Raw genomic sequence first — 15,899 nt, forward strand, 5'->3', positions numbered from 1 at the left:
CTTGCGTGACGCCATCAGAAGAAAACACCAGCGATCTGCCAAAAGTCCGCCGGCTCGAAGCCGTCGGCTTCCGCGCGTGGCCGGCCGCCTCTGTGCACTATGATGGAAGCTGGCTGTTCCGGCTGACCGCCGGCCACCCCTCGCGCCGGCTGAACTCGGTGAACCCGCTCGACCCGTCCGACACCCGCGATCTCGACATCCGCCTCCAGAAGGCGGCAAAGAAGTTTTCCGACTACGGGCGCCCGCTGCTGGTGCGCCAGACGCCGCTGACCCCACCGAAACTCGTCGCCCATATGGACGAGGCCGGCTGGACGGAGGCGGGCCGCACCATCGTCATGATGACGGACCTTGCGACCCTTCCGCGCGACGAAGGCCTCGACCATCTGCCGAGTCGCGACGTCGGTCGCTTCGTCGATGCGCGCATCCGCGTTGCCGGCGACGACCCGGCGTTGAAGCCCGGCCTCACCGAGATTATCAACGCCATCAAGCCGGAAACCGGCCTCTTCATCTTCGAGGAGCCCGATTTCGGCCCTGCAGCGGTGGCGATCGCCGTGCATGACAACGACCTTGTCGGTGTCCTCCAGCTTGGCGTCGCAAAGGAGAAGCGCGGCAGCGGCCTCGGCACTGCCGTCCTTCACGCCGCCCTGCGCTGGGCAAAGCTCAAGGGCGCCCGGCAGGCCTGGGTGCAGGTCGAGGCCGACAATGCGGCCGGCATCGCACTCTACCGCCGCGCCGGCTTCAAGGACGTCTACCAGTATTGCTACAGGGGGCCTGCCGCGGCATGAGCGAAACCGAAGCGAAACCCCGCCGCATTCTGCTCGTCGCCGCGTGCGCGCTCGTCGACGCTGATGGCCGCATCCTTCTGGCCCAGCGCCCGGAGGGAAAGACGCTCGCCGGTCTCTGGGAATTTCCGGGTGGCAAGGTAGAACCCGGCGAGACGCCGGAGGAGACGCTGATCCGCGAGCTGGACGAGGAACTCGGCATCCGCACGAAGGTTGCCTGCCTAGCCCCGCTGACCTTCGCCAGCCACACCTATGACGACTTTCATCTCCTGATGCCGCTCTACATCTGCCGCCGTTTCGAGGGCACTGCCCATGGCCGCGAGGGGCAGGCGATCAAATGGGTGCGCCCGAAGGCGCTGCGCGACTATCCCATGCCGCCGGCCGACGAGCCGCTCATTCCCTTCCTGATGGACCTTCTCTGAACGGAACGGCAGGGATTTACCCCGTATTTTTCAGTCTCCGTTAAGCAATCGTTTAGCACCATGGTTCAAAGATTGGGCCTAACGTTGCAATGAATGCCTACGAGACCCTCAGATGCGTGACGAAGACTTCTGGAAAACCGTTCAGGAGAAGGATTTCACGCCGGCCGGCGATAGCCGGACCGGCGCGCTCAACCTCGCCCTGCTCTTCGGCACCGCCGTCATCGCGCTTGCTCTGGTTCTGACCCCGGTCCTGTCCGCCAAGACCGACAAGCGCATGATGGCGAATGTGCCCGATGAATTCGACATGATCTCGACGGGCTCGATCCCGTCGGAAGGTGGAAAACGCTATACGGTGCGCCGCAGCGTCCTGCAGGAAATGCCCGGCGCCGTGTGCATCGTGAACGGTAACGGTGTCAGCAACGGCTGCTGAACGGGCAATACAAATGCGCGACGGGCGCGGGAGAGTGGAATGGTGCTGAAATTGCTGAGATCATTCTGCTCCGACCGCGCCGGCGGCACGGCTATCGAATACGGGCTCCTGCTGACGCTTATCTCGATTGGCCTGCTGGCAGGTCTCGAAGCCTTCAGCGGCGGCCTCTCGAACACCCTCACCACGATCTCGAACAGTATGGATTCCGCCGGCAAGGGCTAGCCGGATCAGTCAGAACCGCCTTGCTTCAGAGCATCGGCGAGGCGCATCGTCGCAGAACCGGGTTTCAACGGCTTCTGCTGGCTTTCGTGCGGTGCCCAGCCCGATACGTAGATGATCGAAAAACTCGCGCGGATACGCCCGTCCGGATCGGAGAACCGTTCCGCGTAAAGCTCCGCCGCGCGCAGGAACGTGCCGCGCGTCAGCGGCCGGCGGCTACGGCCGGCGAGCGGATTGGCCATGCCCATGGCCCGCAGGTCCTTCATCAGCGGAAAGATCGAGTCGTAGCGCACCGTATAGGTCTCCCGGTCCGTTACCGGCAGGGCGAAGCCACCACGCTGCAGAAGCGCGCCGATATCGCGCACATCCGGGAAGGGAATGACCCGCGGGCTCGCCCCACCCATGATTTCGCTTTCCGCCGCAAGCAGAACCTCGCGCAGTTCCTGCAGGGTGCCACTGCCCGGGATGGCCGCGAGAAACAGCCCGTCCGGCTTCAACGCGCGGCGGATCTGCACGAAGACGCCCGGTGTGTCGTTGGTGAGGTGCAGCGCCAGCGGCGAGACGATGAGGTTGGCCGATTGCGGCTCCAGCGGCACCGTTTCGAGCGGGGAGACCGTCAGCGCCTCACCCGGCGCCGCAAACCGTGCATCGCTCTCCACCCGCTCCATTGCGTCCACTTTACCCGTCGCGACGATCGCCCGCGCCGTAGCCCCCGTGTGGCCGTGCAGCTCGACCGCCCGCTCGAACCGGCGCTCGATGACACTGAGCCTTTCGGCAAGCTCCCGCGCCACCACGTCGAGCAGGAAATCCGCCGGCTGGCCGGCAAGCGCGCGCCGCCGGTTCGTGTCGATCAGGGATTGGTCGAAGAGCGTTTCCATGGGAGAGGTCCAGTTCGCAATTCCATTCGCTTTGGCCGCTTGCACCGACTATTGTCAACCGCATGGGCGAAATCGAGGCCGAAACAACGCCGGCAGTCCCGCTCCGGCTGGCCCTCGTCCGTCGGCTGCGCGATCTTGCGGACGGCGCCCTCGACCTCGTCTATCCGCCGGCCTGCGCCGGCTGCGGCGTGCTGCTCGGCAGCCGCGCAAGCCTCTGCCCGCACTGCTGGTCGAAGCTCGCCCCGATCGAACGCCCCTATTGCGAGGTGCTCGGCACTCCCTTCTCCCACGATCTCGGCCCGGGGATCCTCAGCGCCGACGCCATCGCCAGCCCGCCGCCCTTCGACCGGCTGCGCTCCGTCGCCCTCTACGACGACCTTGCCCGTGTACTCGTCCACGCGCTGAAATACCGCGACCGCACCGATCTCGCGCCGATGATGGCGAGGTGGATGCTACGCGCCGGCGACGGCACCGTGGAGGCCGCACACGCCATCGTTCCCGTTCCCTTGCATCGCTTCCGTCTCGTCTGGCGCAAGTTCAACCAGTCGTCGGAGCTTGCCCGCGCACTCGGCGAGTTGTCCGGCACGCCCGTCCTCATCGATGCCGTGCGACGGACGAAACGCACCCGCCGTCAGATCGGCCTCGGGCCCCGCGCCCGCGAGGAGAACGTGCGCGGGGCCTTCACCGTTACGCCCGAAGGCCGCGAGGCGCTGTTCGGCCGCCGCGTGGTGCTCGTTGATGACGTCTATACCACTGGAGCCACCGTTTCGGCCGTCACGCGCGCGCTGAAACGGGCGGGCGCTGCCGACATCACCGTTTTAACCTTTGCAAGGGCGCTTCCCGGACCTATATGAAAGATAAGGTTTTCCAAGCTTTGGAGCAGGAGAATATGGCTTCGGTCGTCATCTATACGCGTCAGTTCTGCGGCTATTGCAGCGCCGCCAAGAAACTTTTCGAAACCAAGGGCGTGACCTACGAGGAGCACGACGCGACCTATGCGCCGGAGATCCGCCAGGAGATGATCAAGCGCGCCAACGGCCGCAGCACCTTCCCGCAGATCTTCATCGACGAACGCCATGTCGGCGGCTGTGACGACCTGCATGCCCTGGAGCGCGCCGGCGAACTCGACGCCCTGCTCGCCGCCTGAGGAGCATCCCATGACCGTCACGATCGCCGCCCTCCAGATGTGTTCCGGGACGGATCCCGTCCGCAACGTGGAGGCAATGCGGCGCCTCGTGCGCGAGGCGGCCGCCAAGGGCGCCGTCTACGTCCAGACGCCGGAAATGACCGGTGCACTCCAGCGCGACCGCGCGGGACTGCGCGCCATTCTGCGCACGGAGGCCGATGATCTCGTGGTCGCCGCTGCAGCCGAGCTTGCCGCTGAACTCGGCATTCACCTGCATGTCGGCTCCACCGCCATCGCGCTCGCCGACGGCAAGGTCGCCAATCGCGGCTTCCTGTTCGGCCCTGATGGCGGGCAGGTCTGCAGCTACGACAAGATCCACATGTTCGATGTCGATCTCGACAACGGCGAGAGCTGGCGCGAAAGCGCGGTCTATTCCCCGGGTTCCGTCGCGCGCATGGCCGAGCTTCCCTTCGCAAAGCTCGGCTTCGCCATCTGCTACGACGTGCGTTTCCCTGAGCTCTTCAAGCTGCAGGCCCAGGCCGGTGCGGAGATCATCTCGGTTCCCGCCGCCTTCACGCGCCAGACCGGCGAAGCCCATTGGGAAACGCTGCTGCGCGCCCGCGCCATCGAAAACGGCGTCTACATCATCGCCGCCGCACAGGCCGGCATGCACGAGGATGGTCGCGAGACCTTCGGCCATTCGATGATCATCGATCCCTGGGGGCGCGTCCTGGCCTGCGCCGGCGGCACCGGCGAGGCCATCGTGCATGCCGAGATCGACAGCGCCGCCGTCAAGGCCGCGCATGACAAGATCCCCAACCTGCGCAACGGGCGCACCTTCACGCTTGAAGCGGCGAAGGCCCCCGCGAAGGGAGGCGTTGCCGCTTGATCCGCTACGAGCTTTCCTGTGACAACGGGCACACCTTCGAAGGATGGTTCGGCTCGGCGGACGATTTCGACCGCCAGCAGAAGAAGGCGCTCGTCTCCTGTCCCACCTGCGGCTCCAGCCATGTCGCCAAGCGCCTGATGGCGCCCTCCGTCTCGACCGCCCGCAAGAAAGAGCGCCGCCAGGAGCTCGTGGTGCAGGCCGGCCAGAAGGAGATGATGAACAAGCTTCGCGAAATCGTCTCGACCATCCGCGCCAATTCGGAGGATGTCGGTGAGCGCTTTCCCGAGGAAGCCCGCAAGATTCACTACGGCGAGGCCGAGCAGCGCGGCCTGATCGGTCGGGCCTCCGCGGAAGAGGTGCGCGAGTTGCTGGAGGAAGGCGTCGAGGTCGCGCCCCTTCCCGTCCTGCCCGACGAAACCAACTGATGCGCGGCCATCATCTCGCAATCTACAATTTCGGCCTGCATGTCGACGACTACGAAAGCCCGCGCGTCGAAGGCTTCCGTCTGCGCGAGCCGCTGAATTTCGAGGCCGCGAACCGGGCGGAAGGATTTGCCGGCCGTTCCGGCTATGACGGCGAGCCGGGGCCGGAAAGCTGGGGCGAAAAGGTCTATCCGCGGTTTATCGCCGGCAGCGGCTTTTTGGATGCCCCTTCCTCACTTTCACTGTGGGTCAGCCTCGAGGCGCTGATGGCCTTCAGCTACAATGGCGTGCATGCCGATGCCCTGAAACACGCCCGCAACTGGAACCAGCGGCAGGCCTGGCCCGCCCTCGTGCTCTGGTGGGTGGCGGAAGGCGACCGGCCGGTCTGGGCCGATGGCGCCGAACGGCTGGAGCATCTTGCCGATCACGGCCCCACGCCCCGCGCCTTTACTTTCAAGACACCCTTCTGCCCCGACGGCAAGGCCATTGGCATCGACCGGGAAGGCGTGAAGGCGATTGCCGCACGCAATGCGGCCGGGCAGGAGGACCTGCTGGCCGTCGCGAAAACGTTGAAGGCCTGAACCGAAGACTTTGCTCCGCGCCGGCTTCAGGCAGAGGCGCGGCGTGCCACCAGCATGTAGTTCACATCCATGTCCTTCGACAGGTTCCACTGGTTGGACAGCGGATTGAAGAACACGCCGGTGCGATCCGTCACCGTCAGCCCCGAGGCCGTCAGCGGCTTTTCGATTTCCTCCGGACGCACCAGCTTTTCGTATTGATGGGTGCCGCGCGGCAGCCAGCGCAGCACGTTCTCCGCGGCGAAGATCGCCAGCGCCGCCGCTTTCAGCGTGCGGTTGATCGTGGCGACGAACATCATGCCCCCGGGGCGCACCATGGAGGCGCAGGTGGTAAGGAAGAAATCGACGTCGGAAACGTGTTCCACCACTTCCATGTTGAGCACGACGTCGAAAGTCTCGCCGGCTTCCGCCAGTGCCTCGGCGGTCACGGCGCGGTAGTCGACCGGAACGCCACTGCCAGCCGCATGGGCCTTGGCGATGCCAATGTTCTTTTCCGAGGCATCCGCACCGAGCACATCCGCTCCCATGCGCGCCATCGGCTCGGAGAGCAGGCCGCCGCCGCAGCCGATATCGAGGATACGCAGGCCCTCGAGCGGGCGATGCGCCGTGGGGTCGCGGCCGAACTGTGCGGAAACGAGATCGCGGACATAGGTGAGGCGGACCGGATTGAACTTGTGCAGGGGCCGGAACTTCCCGGCCGGATCCCACCACTCGGCCGCCATCGCCGAAAAGCGGTCGACTTCCGCCTGGTCGATCGTCGTGCGGGCTGCCTCGCTCATGGCTCGTCTCCTTCGCGTCCGTGTCCCCCGTGAAGTCGGCCTCCCCGGCACGGATGTCAAGGGTTGAATGCCGAGGGAGACGAAGTGAAGCGGCTCAGCCGAGCCGCGTCGCGCGGAGCCTATCCTCGTCGAGGATGACACCGAGGCCGGGCGCATCGCCAAGCACCAGCCATCCCCCCTCGTGCCGCAGCGGCGCCCGCAGCGGATAATCGCGGCGTGCCTCGCTCCATTCCGGCCCGTCATAGGGATATTCGAGAAAGGGAGCATCGCCTGCGCCCGCCGTCAGATGCGCATTGGCAAGCACGCCGATGCCGTTCGTCCAGGAATGCGGGGTGAAGGCGACACCCGCCTCGCGCGCCTGGAAGGCAAGCCGCCTGCATCCCGTGATGCCGCCGACCAGCGCCACGTCCGGCTGGATCACATCGAAGGCCCGCTCCTCGATAATGTCGCGGAACTCATAGAGCTCACGCGTCATTTCCCCGCCCGCGATGCGCACGCTCGTCGCCTCCTTCAAGGCCTTCATGCCCTTGCGGTCGGAGCGGTGCAGCGGCTCCTCCATCCAGTAGACACCGAGCCGTTCCAGCTCCCGCGCAACAACGAGCGCGTCCTTGAAGCTCCAGGGGAGCGTCGTGTCCCAGGGCATGCGCCAACCCTGGTTGCAGTCGACCATCAGCTCCAGCCGGTCGCCGACCCGCGTACGGATCGCCTCCAGTGCCTTCACGTCCGCCCGCCAGCCATCGCGACCACCGGCGGAGGAAGAGAAGCGCACCTTCATCGCCGGAAAGCCCTCCGCGAGGTAGCGCTCGGCCTGGTCGGCCATGGCGGAAGGCGCACGCAGCACGCCGGAAGAGGCATAGAGCCGTACCCGGTCGGCGCGGCCGCCCAGCATGCGCCAGACCGGCTCGCCCGTCACCTTGCCCGCAAGGTCCCAGAGCGCCAGATCGAGCGGCCAGCAGCGGCCATAGTGGAAATTGATGTGCGAGAGCACTTCATAGTGCCGTTCGAGATGGCGCGGATCCTCGCCGATGAACAGGTCCTCATGCCCCTCGAACCCCTTCATCAGATCACCCGAGCCGACCCCTTCGCGGCCGTCTTCATCGCGCACACGCACGATCGTCACATCGAAATACCGGCGCGGGCGCCCGTCCCAGCTTGCCTTGAACGGCGGATCGAGCGGCAGCCGGTGATGGCTGATGCCAATGGAAACGATCTTGCTCATGTGCCCCTCCCCGAGAGCAATTCCTGGAACGGCGCACAGCCTTCTTCCAGAGCGTTTGCCAAACCAAGAGCCTCAGCCGAACTGCTGCCAGATCGTCTTGTAGTCACAATATTTATCGATCGCATGCACCGAGCGGTCCCGGCCGAAGCCCGATTGTTTGAAGCCGCCGAAGGGCGTCGCGAAATTCGACATGTCATAGGTGTTGATCCAGACCGTTCCGGCATGGATGCCCTCGGAAAAGCGGTGCGCCCGGTCCATGTCGCGTGTGAAGACGGCGCCGGCAAGCCCGTAGATCGTGTCGTTGGCGATGGCGAGCGCTTCCTCCTCCGTGTCGAAGGCGATGGCCGCAAGCACAGGCCCGAAAATCTCCTGCCGGGCGATACGCATGTCGTTCGTCACATCCGTGATGACACCGGGCGAGACATAGTATCCACCCGTCTCGGACAGCACCCGCTCCGCACCGAAGACGCGGCGTCCACCGTCCTTCTCGCCTGCCGCGACGAGGCCGAGGACCTTGTCCATGTGCTCCGCCTCGATCAAGGCTCCGATCTGCGCAGACGGCTCGAAGGGATGCGCCAGCACGATCTCGCGCCTCACCACGGCCTCGATCTTTTCGATCAGTGCGTCCTGCACCGGGCGCTGCACGAGAAGGCGCGTCGCGGCATGACAGGTTTCGCCGGAATTGTAGAAGCACCCCCAGGCGGCCGCACTCGCCGCCGCGTCGAGGTCCGCATCGGCGAAGACGACGAGCGGCGACTTGCCGCCGAGCTCCAGCGCCACGCGCTTGAGGTTCGACTGGGCAGCATAGCCCATGACCAGCTTGCCCACCTCGGTCGAGCCGGTGAAGGCGACCATGTCCACGTCCATGTGCAGCGCAAGCGGCTTGCCGACCTCCTCGCCGAAGCCCGTGACGACGTTGAAGACGCCCGCAGGCAAGCCCGCCTCGATGGCAAGTTCGGCGAGCCGCAGCGCCGAGAGCGAGGATTGCTCCGCCGGCTTCAGCACCACGGAGTTGCCGGCGGCGATCGCCGGCCCCAGCTTCCACGCGTCGATGATCATCGGATAGTTCCATGGCGTAATCGCCGCGACGACACCGAGCGGCACCTTGCGGACGAGAGCCCGCGCCTTCGGCCCGGTCGGCGCGATCTCATCGTACATCTTGTCGATCATCTCGCCGTAGTACTGGATGCCCTCGGCGCAGAGGCGCACATCGACGCCGAGCGAGGCCTGCACCGGCTTTCCGACATCGAGCGTTTCGAGAAGCGCCAGCTCTTCGCCGTGGACCCGGATCAGCTCCGCCCAGCGCAGCATGATCCGCTTCTTCTCGAGCGGCTCCTTGCCACGCCATACGCCGCTGGCAAAGGCCGTGCGGGCAGCGGCAACAGCACGGTCGACATCGGCCGCATCGCCGCGCGCCAGCACAGCGCCGGGCTGACCGTCCATGGGCCGCGTTCGGGTAAAGGTCCGGCCGGAAACAGCAGGCTGCCCCCTGCCATCGATAAAATGCCCGCGGGCAAGCAAGAGGCCCGCAAGGCGTTCTTCCCAATAGGCGCGGCTGTGCTGATTGGTCATGGTCGTCCTCAGAGCGCCCGGGGCAGGGCCATCATGATGGTGGCGAAGGCATCGATATCGGCATCGGAAACCGGCCGGATCGTCGCGCGACGCATCGGCTGGTTCTCCGGCGCGCGCATTTCACGGGCAAGGTCGTCGGCGGTGAAGGCCGCAAAGGCGGCCGGCAAGGCGCGGACGATGCCGCAGCGATCCATCAGGCCGGCAACGAACCCGGGTAGCATCGCCGCGTCCTGCAAGCCACAAGCCCGTGCCGCCGCGGCGAGATCGGCCGTGTCGGCCTCGACGAGCCAGGCGAGCGTCGCCTCGAAGCCGAGCGCCGTGGCGAGCCCATGATGCACCGGCGCAAGCCCCGCGAGCGCGTGACTGATTGTATGGGCGATCGCCGTACCGCTATTGTCGATCGCGATACCGGCATAACAGGCACCGAGCAGCACCTTGCCCCGTGCCTCCCTGTCCGCCGGGTTCTTCACCGCCGTTTCCAGCGCCTCCACGAGGAGACCGAGAGCGGCGTGGGCATAGAGCGCGGCGCCGGCATGGGCGTTGCGGTTGGTCGTTGCCTCGAAGGCGTGCACGAAGGCATCGAGACCGCACCAGGCGGTAAGGTTTGGCGGAAGCGTTACGGTCAACGCCGGATCGAGAAGCACGAGGTCCGCCTTGGTTTCCGGCCCCCAGATCCACAGTTTCTTGCCTTCCGGCCCGGTGAAGATGGTCGTCGCCGAGGTTTCAGAGCCGGTGCCCGCCGTCGTCGGCACCAGGATCTTGCGCAGCGGCCGGCCAGGCAGCGGATGGGCGGCAAGCGCATAGTGCATCGGGCCATGCGCATCCGCCGCCACGCAGGCGGCAATCTTGGCGATATCCAGCGCCGAGCCGCCGCCGAGACCGACGACAAGGTCCTTGCCGCGAGCTGCGGCCGTGGCGGCCTCGACGGCAGCCAGCTTCGGCTCGCCGGAAAATCCGCAGAAGAACTCCACCGTTACCTCTTCGGCATTAAACTGGGCGGCCAACCGCTCACCGAGCCCGCCGGCAGCAAGAAACCCGTCCATGACGACAAGCACGGCGCGGACACCAAGTGCACGCGCGGATGCGGCGATGGTTTCATGAACCCCTTCGCCGAAACGGATCTCGGGCACGAAAGACGTTGTGAACCGCACGGAACCTCCCGAATGGATTTGCCGAACCGTGCATCACAATTTCAGATTTTCAAATACTGGGATTATTTGGCCTTTTTGATAACATGAGATCATGAAAGACGCCCTGCTCGCCCATATTCCCCTTGAGGCCTTCCGTGTCCTCGATGCCGCCTGCCGGCACATGAATTTTTCACGCGCCGGGCGGGAACTGAACATCACCCAGGCAGCCGTCAGCCGACGCATCAAGGGACTGGAGGATCATCTCGGCACGCAGCTCTTCACCCGCAGCGGCAAAAACCTGGCACTGACGCCGCGCGGCGAAAAGCTGTTCCAGCGCGTGCGCGCTTCGCTCGACTATCTGGAGGAAAGCCTGGAGCCGTTCCGCATCGGCGCGGCACAGAGTATCTCGCTCGCCGCCAGCGGATCTGTCTCCCACCTCTGGCTCGGCAGGCGTCTGCGCGATTTCGCTCGCGACAATCCCGACGTCGCGCTCCGCCTCGTCACCTCGGACAGCCCGACAGACCTCGCCTCGGAAAACAACGATCTCGTTATCCTCTACAGCGCGGGTGAGCACCCCCGCTGGACGCTGACGCCACTGCTCTCCGAAACGCTCGCCCCTGTCGCCGCGCCAGACTACATCGCCCGCAAAGGCCTTGATGCCACCGCAATCGCGCCAACTGATCTCGCCGCCCTCGATCTCATCGACTACGAGCGCTTCAACGCCAACTGGATCTCCTTCCGGCCCTGGCTGGAGCGGGTCGCGCCACAGGCGCTTCGCAAGGCGGCGCCGCGGCCGCACCTCACCTTTTCCACCTATGCGCTCGCCATCGATGCAGCCCTCAGCGGCGACGGCGTGGCGCTCGGCAGCCTCGACCTCCTCGCCGCCCCGCTTGCCGAGGGTACGCTGGTGCAGCTTGGGGACGCGCGCCTCGTCACAGGCTACGGTTATCATCTCGGCCTGCCGAAATTCCGCACCTCGCCCCCAGAGGCGGTCCGGCTGCACGAAAGCCTGCTTGCCAGCCGCACCGCACCATAGGACCGTGCGCTTGCAGGCATCCGGGGAGTAGCCTATCAGGAGCGGGAGATCGATGGATCCGGCCCGGCGTGAAGGGGTCCGGCATCACCGCATCGACACGGGCAACGGCGCGGTTCAGCATGACGGAGCGGAAGCAAGGCAGATCCGGCTTGGTTGTCTTCGGGCTTTTGGCCATCGTGCTGCTCGGAGCGATCGGCGCGACCGTTCTCCTGGCCAACGACTACCGCAATCTCAACCGGCTGCTCGACCGCTTCGGCTACGCTCCCGTCACGGCAACGCCGCAGACACGCGCGCTGCGCCCCTATGAGCTGAAGGGCAACCGCGTGCCGCGCCCCAAGGGCCTCATTTCCGAACGACTCCTGACGCCCGTCACGCCGATGCAGACCCAGTTTGTCCGCTCCATCCGCAAGGCACCGGAAATGCTTTGCGAGGCATTGCGCCGCAGCGGCTTCGAGACGGCCGGCTGGAAGGCCGGGCTGTTCGACCAGCAGAGCTGGGAATGCCAGTCCTATCGCGAATTTGTGGATGCAAGCGACGGCACGAATCCGTCCTCCTCCGCCTTCCTGTCGATCAAGGGTAATGCGGAAACCCGCGTCTCCTCCTTCCGCATCAAGCTCAACATCGAGAACACCGCGACACAGAACCGCGTGACCGACGCCGTCATCGCGGCGATCGAGGTCTTCCTCGACGAGTTGCGCTGGGAAGACGCGCCCGACATCGTCGCCGATATCCGGGCCCTCAAGGAGTTCGACATCATCCGCTTCGGCAACCGCATCCAGCTCAAGAAGGAATTCAGCGAGACGCCACGTTACAATTTCATCATCACGCCGGACCGCACGCGAAACCGCGGATCCTACCTGCCGGATTATTTCGACCGCGGCCGCTGGCTGCCGCTGCCCGACAAATTATGACGCGCAGGAGGTCGATAAAGGTCAGAAAGGGTACGGGACGGTGGACCGCGATCTTTGCACTCCTCCTTGCAGTCGCCGCCGCCCATGCCACCGGCCTCGAACCCGGCCCGGTTTCGGACGACCCGATCTGGACCGACAAGCCCGTGCGCATCGACCGGAAGACACAGGTCTATGAACGGCTGGCCGTCGAGCCGGTCCTGGTGCCGCTGCGCCTTCATCCAACCACCCGCGCCACAGCCTTCGACAGCGCCTCCTTTGCGGACCGCGGGCGGCTCTATGTGCTGACGGACGCCGTGCCCGTCGATCCGAAACGCTTCTGCCGCGACACGGACGGCTCGGTCGCCGTCTGCGGCCAGAAGGCGCGCATCGCCCTCAAGCGGCTGGTTGCCGGCAAGGGCCTGAGCTGCAAGGAAGATATCCGGTTTGCCGGCGTATCGTTCGTCACCTGCTCGGCCGGCGGCAGGGATCTCGCCGAAACGCTTGTCGCAAGCGGTGCGGCTTCGGCCGCCACGCCGCGGCTTGTTCGCGTCCAGGAAGACGCCATGCAGCGGAAGGCCGGCATCTGGATGGACGCGGAATGCCGCGCGCGCGGACGATGCCCATCGGCCGGGCGGCGCTGACGTTGATGCGCCACTTTGTCGGTTCCCTCCCCGACCCATCCCCGCTATGACGGGCCTATGACCCTTCCTGCCCAGCCCATCCTTCGTCAGCGCCTCACCCTTTCCGCCGAACGGCCGCTGATCTACGCCATCGGTGACGTGCATGGCTGCCTCGACGCCCTGCTGGCGCTGGAAGAGCGGATTCGCAGCGACGCCGCGGGCCGGATGTCCGAACAGCCGCTCATCCTCTATCTCGGCGACTATGTCGACCGCGGCCCGGCTTCCGCGGCGGTGATCGAGCATCTGGCAACGCCCGATCATGGCGACGGCATCGGGCGCATCGCGTTGTGCGGCAACCATGACGACACATTCCTGAAGTTCATCTTCAATCCGCACCAGCACCTGCGCTGGCTGGACTACGGCGGCGACGCCACACTGCGCTCCTACGGGCTGGATCTTGCGGATTATCCGGACCGCGACGCGGCGATGTACACACTCGGCGAAGATCTGCGCCGGGCGGTTCCGCAGCACCATGTCGATTTCCTGCAGAACCTGCCGATCGCATTGGCCAGCGGCGACCGGCTCTTCGTGCATGCGGGGATCATGCCGGGCATCCCACTCGCCCACCAGGAAGACCACGATCTGATCTGGATCCGCGAACCCTTCCTCAGCGAAGGTCCCGGCCTGCCTCTGACGGTCATCCATGGCCATACCGCGGGGCGCGAGCCGGTCTTCGGCAAGGGCCGCATCTGCATCGATACGACCTGCTACGCCACCGGCCGCTTGACCGCCCTCAGGGTGACCCTTGCGGGCGCGGACCTGGTTTAGGGATCATCACCCCCGCCCGAATTCGTCCTCGATGCGGATGATATCATCCTCGCCGAGATAGGAACCGGTCTGCACTTCGATCAGTTCGAGCAGGATTTTTCCCGGATTGGCGAGACGATGCACTTCGCCCTGCGGAATGTAGACGGACTCGTTCTCGCGCAAAGGGATCGTCCTGTCGCCGATCGTCACCTCGGCCGTGCCCCGCACCACGATCCAGTGTTCGGAGCGATGATGGTGCTTTTGCAGCGACAGCCGCTTGCCCGGCGTCACGAACAGGCGCTTGACCTGGAAACGCTCGCCGTTCAGCACCGACGTGTAGCCGCCCCAGGGCCGGTAGGATGTCGGGTGCGTCTCGGTCAGCTTGGCCGTCTTCGGCAAACTGGCCAGATGTTTCACCAGCTTGCCGACATTCTGGCTGTCCTCCATGCGGCCGACATAGACGGCGTCCTCGCTGGCAATGACCGCGACATTGTCGAGGCCCTGCACGGCAACATGGATATCCCGCGAGATGACCAGCGAATTCCGGGTATCGAGCACCGTCGTGCTGCCATCGGCAACGTTGCCGGCCTCGTCCTGTCGGCCGGTCTTCCACACCGAATCCCAACTGCCGAGGTCGGACCAGGTGATCGGCGAAGGCACGACCGCGGCGATCGGCGTTTTCTCGAAGATCGCATAATCGACGGAAATATCGGGGGCCCGTGAAAACGCCGCCTCGTCGAGCCGTTCAAAATCGAGGTCGTGCTGTGCCCTGGCGACGGCCTCACCCGCAGCGTCCAGCACTTCGGGCGCATATTGACGAAGTTCGCGCAGGAAAAGCCCGACCGGCAGCATGAACATGCCTGAATTCCAGAGATAGCCGCCGGCGGCCAACATGGCTGTCGCCTTCTCATGATTGGGCTTCTCGACGAACCGGCGCACAGCATTGGCGCCGTTGCCAAGGTCCTCGCCGATCTCGATATAGCCGTAGCCGGTCGCCGGCTCGCTTGGCGTGATACCAAAGGTCACGAGACGACCAGCCTGGGCGGCCGCGGCCGCCTTGGCGATGCAATCGAAATAGATGGCGCTGGCATCGATCTCGTGGTCGGAGGCAAGCACCTGCATGATCGCGTCATCGCCGTGGCGGCGCGCGATGAAGGTCGCGGCCGCCGCAAGCGCCGGCGCCGTGTTGCGGGCAACGGGCTCAAGCAGGATCGAGGTCAGCGCGACACCGGCGGCCCGGGCCTGTTCGGCAACGAGAAAGCGGAAATCGCTGTTGGTGACGACGATCGGCGCCGCATAGAGCCCTGCATCGGCGACACGCGCCAGCGTCTTCTGGAAGAGCGTGGTTTCCCCCAGGAATTCGAGGAACTGCTTCGGCGCGGAAGCGCGCGACAGAGGCCAGAGGCGGGTGCCCTTACCGCCAGCCATGATGACGGGTACGATCTTGCTGCTCATCCTGCTCGTCCTGATGCGTTGGTCCGCCGTCATGGCGCACGCTTTGCGCGCCACTCTCGCCCGGCGTCGTAAAGAAACAGCAAACTACCACAACCTGACGTTCCGGTCGGGTACGCAATGTTGCGGATAAGGTAAAGAGGACCTTCTTCGGAAGCAGTAAATCGCGGGCAACAAAAAACCCGCCAAAACGGCGGGTTTGATAGGCCGGACTGCGAACCGCAATCAGACCGGTACGACGATGCCCTGCAGGGTGGTGAGTTCGGCGAGATAGGTCTCGATACCGAACTTCTGGTCGTCGGACTTGGCGTGATCAAGCTCGGCACGCGCAGCTTCGATGCGGCGAACGATGTCGTCGCTCTTGAAGTCGTCGACATGCACGGCCGATTCGGCCAGCAGCGTGCACCCGGTCGGGATGATGTCGGCGAAACCGCCGAAGACCACGTAGCGGTCCTTCTTGCCGTCCGCGAACTTCACGGTGACGATACCCGGCTTGATCGTCGTCATGGTCGGCGCGTGGTTGGCCATGACGGTCATCTCGCCCTCGGTCGCCGGGATGACGACTTCGCTCACACTGCCGGAAACCAGCAGGCGCTCGGGAGAAACGAGTTCAAAGTTGAAACTGTCGGCCATGACCATTCACTTCTT

At 65.2% G+C, this 15,899-nt stretch carries 20 protein-coding genes; 13 read left to right on the forward strand and 7 right to left on the reverse strand.

The genetic code is table 11. The features are described from left to right. Positions 1 to 5: 5 nt before the first annotated feature. From EXZ48_RS15840 to EXZ48_RS15855, 4 genes are all read left to right on the forward strand, one after another. A complete protein-coding gene (locus EXZ48_RS15840; RefSeq protein ID WP_130516961.1) occupies positions 6 to 785 on the forward strand; it encodes an N-acetyltransferase in 780 nt (259 codons plus the stop codon). Then, on the forward strand, positions 782 to 1,204 hold the full coding sequence (mutT, locus tag EXZ48_RS15845; protein WP_050745517.1) for an 8-oxo-dGTP diphosphatase MutT: 423 nt from the start codon (positions 782 to 784) through the stop codon (positions 1,202 to 1,204). The genes EXZ48_RS15840 and mutT overlap by 4 nt, the downstream gene beginning before the upstream one ends. A 112-nt stretch (positions 1,205 to 1,316) precedes the next feature. Then, complete coding sequence (locus EXZ48_RS15850) at positions 1,317 to 1,634, forward strand: hypothetical protein (RefSeq protein ID WP_023514890.1); 318 nt, start codon at positions 1,317 to 1,319, stop codon at positions 1,632 to 1,634. Between the two features lie 39 nt (positions 1,635 to 1,673). Further along, entirely contained in the window at positions 1,674 to 1,856 is a 183-nt protein-coding gene (locus tag EXZ48_RS15855) for a Flp family type IVb pilin (RefSeq protein ID WP_023514891.1), read from the forward strand. A gap of 5 nt (positions 1,857 to 1,861) precedes the next feature. Here the strand turns inward: EXZ48_RS15855 and EXZ48_RS15860 are convergent, their stop codons facing one another. Next, positions 1,862 to 2,731, reverse strand: a complete 870-nt coding sequence (locus tag EXZ48_RS15860; protein ID WP_130516963.1) for a methyltransferase domain-containing protein — start codon at positions 2,729 to 2,731, stop codon at positions 1,862 to 1,864. Between the two features lie 62 nt (positions 2,732 to 2,793). On the opposite strand from EXZ48_RS15860, the gene EXZ48_RS15865 reads away from it, so the two are divergent. Genes EXZ48_RS15865 through EXZ48_RS15885 form a run of 5 tightly spaced genes read left to right on the forward strand, consistent with a single transcriptional unit; the run spans position 2,794 to position 5,749 of the window. After that, complete coding sequence (locus EXZ48_RS15865; protein WP_130516965.1) at positions 2,794 to 3,585, forward strand: ComF family protein; 792 nt, start codon at positions 2,794 to 2,796, stop codon at positions 3,583 to 3,585. A gap of 35 nt (positions 3,586 to 3,620) precedes the next feature. Beyond that, on the forward strand, positions 3,621 to 3,878 hold the full coding sequence (gene grxC, locus EXZ48_RS15870) for a glutaredoxin 3 (RefSeq protein ID WP_023514894.1): 258 nt from the start codon (positions 3,621 to 3,623) through the stop codon (positions 3,876 to 3,878). A 10-nt stretch (positions 3,879 to 3,888) separates the two neighbouring features. Next, positions 3,889 to 4,746 carry a carbon-nitrogen hydrolase family protein gene (locus EXZ48_RS15875; protein ID WP_130516967.1) on the forward strand — a complete coding sequence of 286 codons (858 nt, stop codon included), beginning with the start codon at positions 3,889 to 3,891 and terminating at the stop codon, positions 4,744 to 4,746. Then, positions 4,743 to 5,171 carry a DUF1178 family protein gene (locus tag EXZ48_RS15880; protein WP_023514896.1) on the forward strand — a complete coding sequence of 143 codons (429 nt, stop codon included), beginning with the start codon at positions 4,743 to 4,745 and terminating at the stop codon, positions 5,169 to 5,171. Before EXZ48_RS15875 ends, EXZ48_RS15880 begins: the two co-directional genes overlap by 4 nt. Next, positions 5,171 to 5,749 carry a DUF3291 domain-containing protein gene (locus EXZ48_RS15885; RefSeq protein WP_023514897.1) on the forward strand — a complete coding sequence of 193 codons (579 nt, stop codon included), beginning with the start codon at positions 5,171 to 5,173 and terminating at the stop codon, positions 5,747 to 5,749. The genes EXZ48_RS15880 and EXZ48_RS15885 overlap by 1 nt, the downstream gene beginning before the upstream one ends. A gap of 26 nt (positions 5,750 to 5,775) precedes the next feature. On the opposite strand, the gene ubiG is transcribed toward EXZ48_RS15885, so the two are convergent. The 4 genes from ubiG to EXZ48_RS15905 all read right to left on the reverse strand — a co-directional run bounded on the left by ubiG (position 5,776) and on the right by EXZ48_RS15905 (position 10,467). Continuing rightward, positions 5,776 to 6,525: a bifunctional 2-polyprenyl-6-hydroxyphenol methylase/3-demethylubiquinol 3-O-methyltransferase UbiG gene (gene ubiG, locus EXZ48_RS15890; protein WP_023514898.1), complete on the reverse strand. Its 750-nt coding sequence runs from the start codon at positions 6,523 to 6,525 to the stop codon at positions 5,776 to 5,778. 94 nt (positions 6,526 to 6,619) lie between these two features. Further along, entirely contained in the window at positions 6,620 to 7,744 is a 1,125-nt protein-coding gene (locus EXZ48_RS15895) for a mandelate racemase/muconate lactonizing enzyme family protein (RefSeq protein WP_130516969.1), read from the reverse strand. Positions 7,745 to 7,816: 72 nt separating this feature from the next. Beyond that, the gene (locus EXZ48_RS15900) at positions 7,817 to 9,316 is read right to left on the reverse strand and encodes an aldehyde dehydrogenase family protein (RefSeq protein ID WP_130516970.1); all 1,500 of its coding nucleotides are present in this window, start codon (positions 9,314 to 9,316) and stop codon (positions 7,817 to 7,819) included. A gap of 8 nt (positions 9,317 to 9,324) precedes the next feature. Further along, on the reverse strand, positions 9,325 to 10,467 hold the full coding sequence (locus tag EXZ48_RS15905; RefSeq protein ID WP_130516972.1) for an iron-containing alcohol dehydrogenase: 1,143 nt from the start codon (positions 10,465 to 10,467) through the stop codon (positions 9,325 to 9,327). 91 nt (positions 10,468 to 10,558) lie between these two features. On the opposite strand from EXZ48_RS15905, the gene EXZ48_RS15910 reads away from it, so the two are divergent. From EXZ48_RS15910 to EXZ48_RS15925, 4 genes are all read left to right on the forward strand, one after another. After that, a complete protein-coding gene (locus EXZ48_RS15910) occupies positions 10,559 to 11,482 on the forward strand; it encodes a LysR substrate-binding domain-containing protein (RefSeq protein WP_245462150.1) in 924 nt (307 codons plus the stop codon). Between the two features lie 149 nt (positions 11,483 to 11,631). Beyond that, entirely contained in the window at positions 11,632 to 12,393 is a 762-nt protein-coding gene (locus tag EXZ48_RS15915; protein ID WP_130516974.1) for a DUF6030 family protein, read from the forward strand. Further along, positions 12,390 to 13,013 (forward strand): thermonuclease family protein, encoded by a 624-nt coding sequence (locus EXZ48_RS15920; RefSeq protein ID WP_130516976.1) that lies wholly within the window; start codon positions 12,390 to 12,392, stop codon positions 13,011 to 13,013. Before EXZ48_RS15915 ends, EXZ48_RS15920 begins: the two co-directional genes overlap by 4 nt. Positions 13,014 to 13,070: 57 nt before the next feature. Then, positions 13,071 to 13,820, forward strand: a complete 750-nt coding sequence (locus tag EXZ48_RS15925; RefSeq protein WP_130516978.1) for a metallophosphoesterase family protein — start codon at positions 13,071 to 13,073, stop codon at positions 13,818 to 13,820. Positions 13,821 to 13,826: 6 nt separating this feature from the next. On the opposite strand, the gene EXZ48_RS15930 is transcribed toward EXZ48_RS15925, so the two are convergent. After that, positions 13,827 to 15,254, reverse strand: a complete 1,428-nt coding sequence (locus EXZ48_RS15930) for a mannose-1-phosphate guanylyltransferase/mannose-6-phosphate isomerase (protein WP_130516980.1) — start codon at positions 15,252 to 15,254, stop codon at positions 13,827 to 13,829. Positions 15,255 to 15,476: 222 nt separating this feature from the next. Further along, positions 15,477 to 15,884 carry a F0F1 ATP synthase subunit epsilon gene (locus EXZ48_RS15935; protein WP_050745594.1) on the reverse strand — a complete coding sequence of 136 codons (408 nt, stop codon included), beginning with the start codon at positions 15,882 to 15,884 and terminating at the stop codon, positions 15,477 to 15,479. Positions 15,885 to 15,899 lie beyond the last annotated feature (15 nt).

This window comes from Shinella sp. JR1-6, from assembly GCF_004284735.1.
Classification (GTDB): domain Bacteria; phylum Pseudomonadota; class Alphaproteobacteria; order Rhizobiales; family Rhizobiaceae; genus Shinella.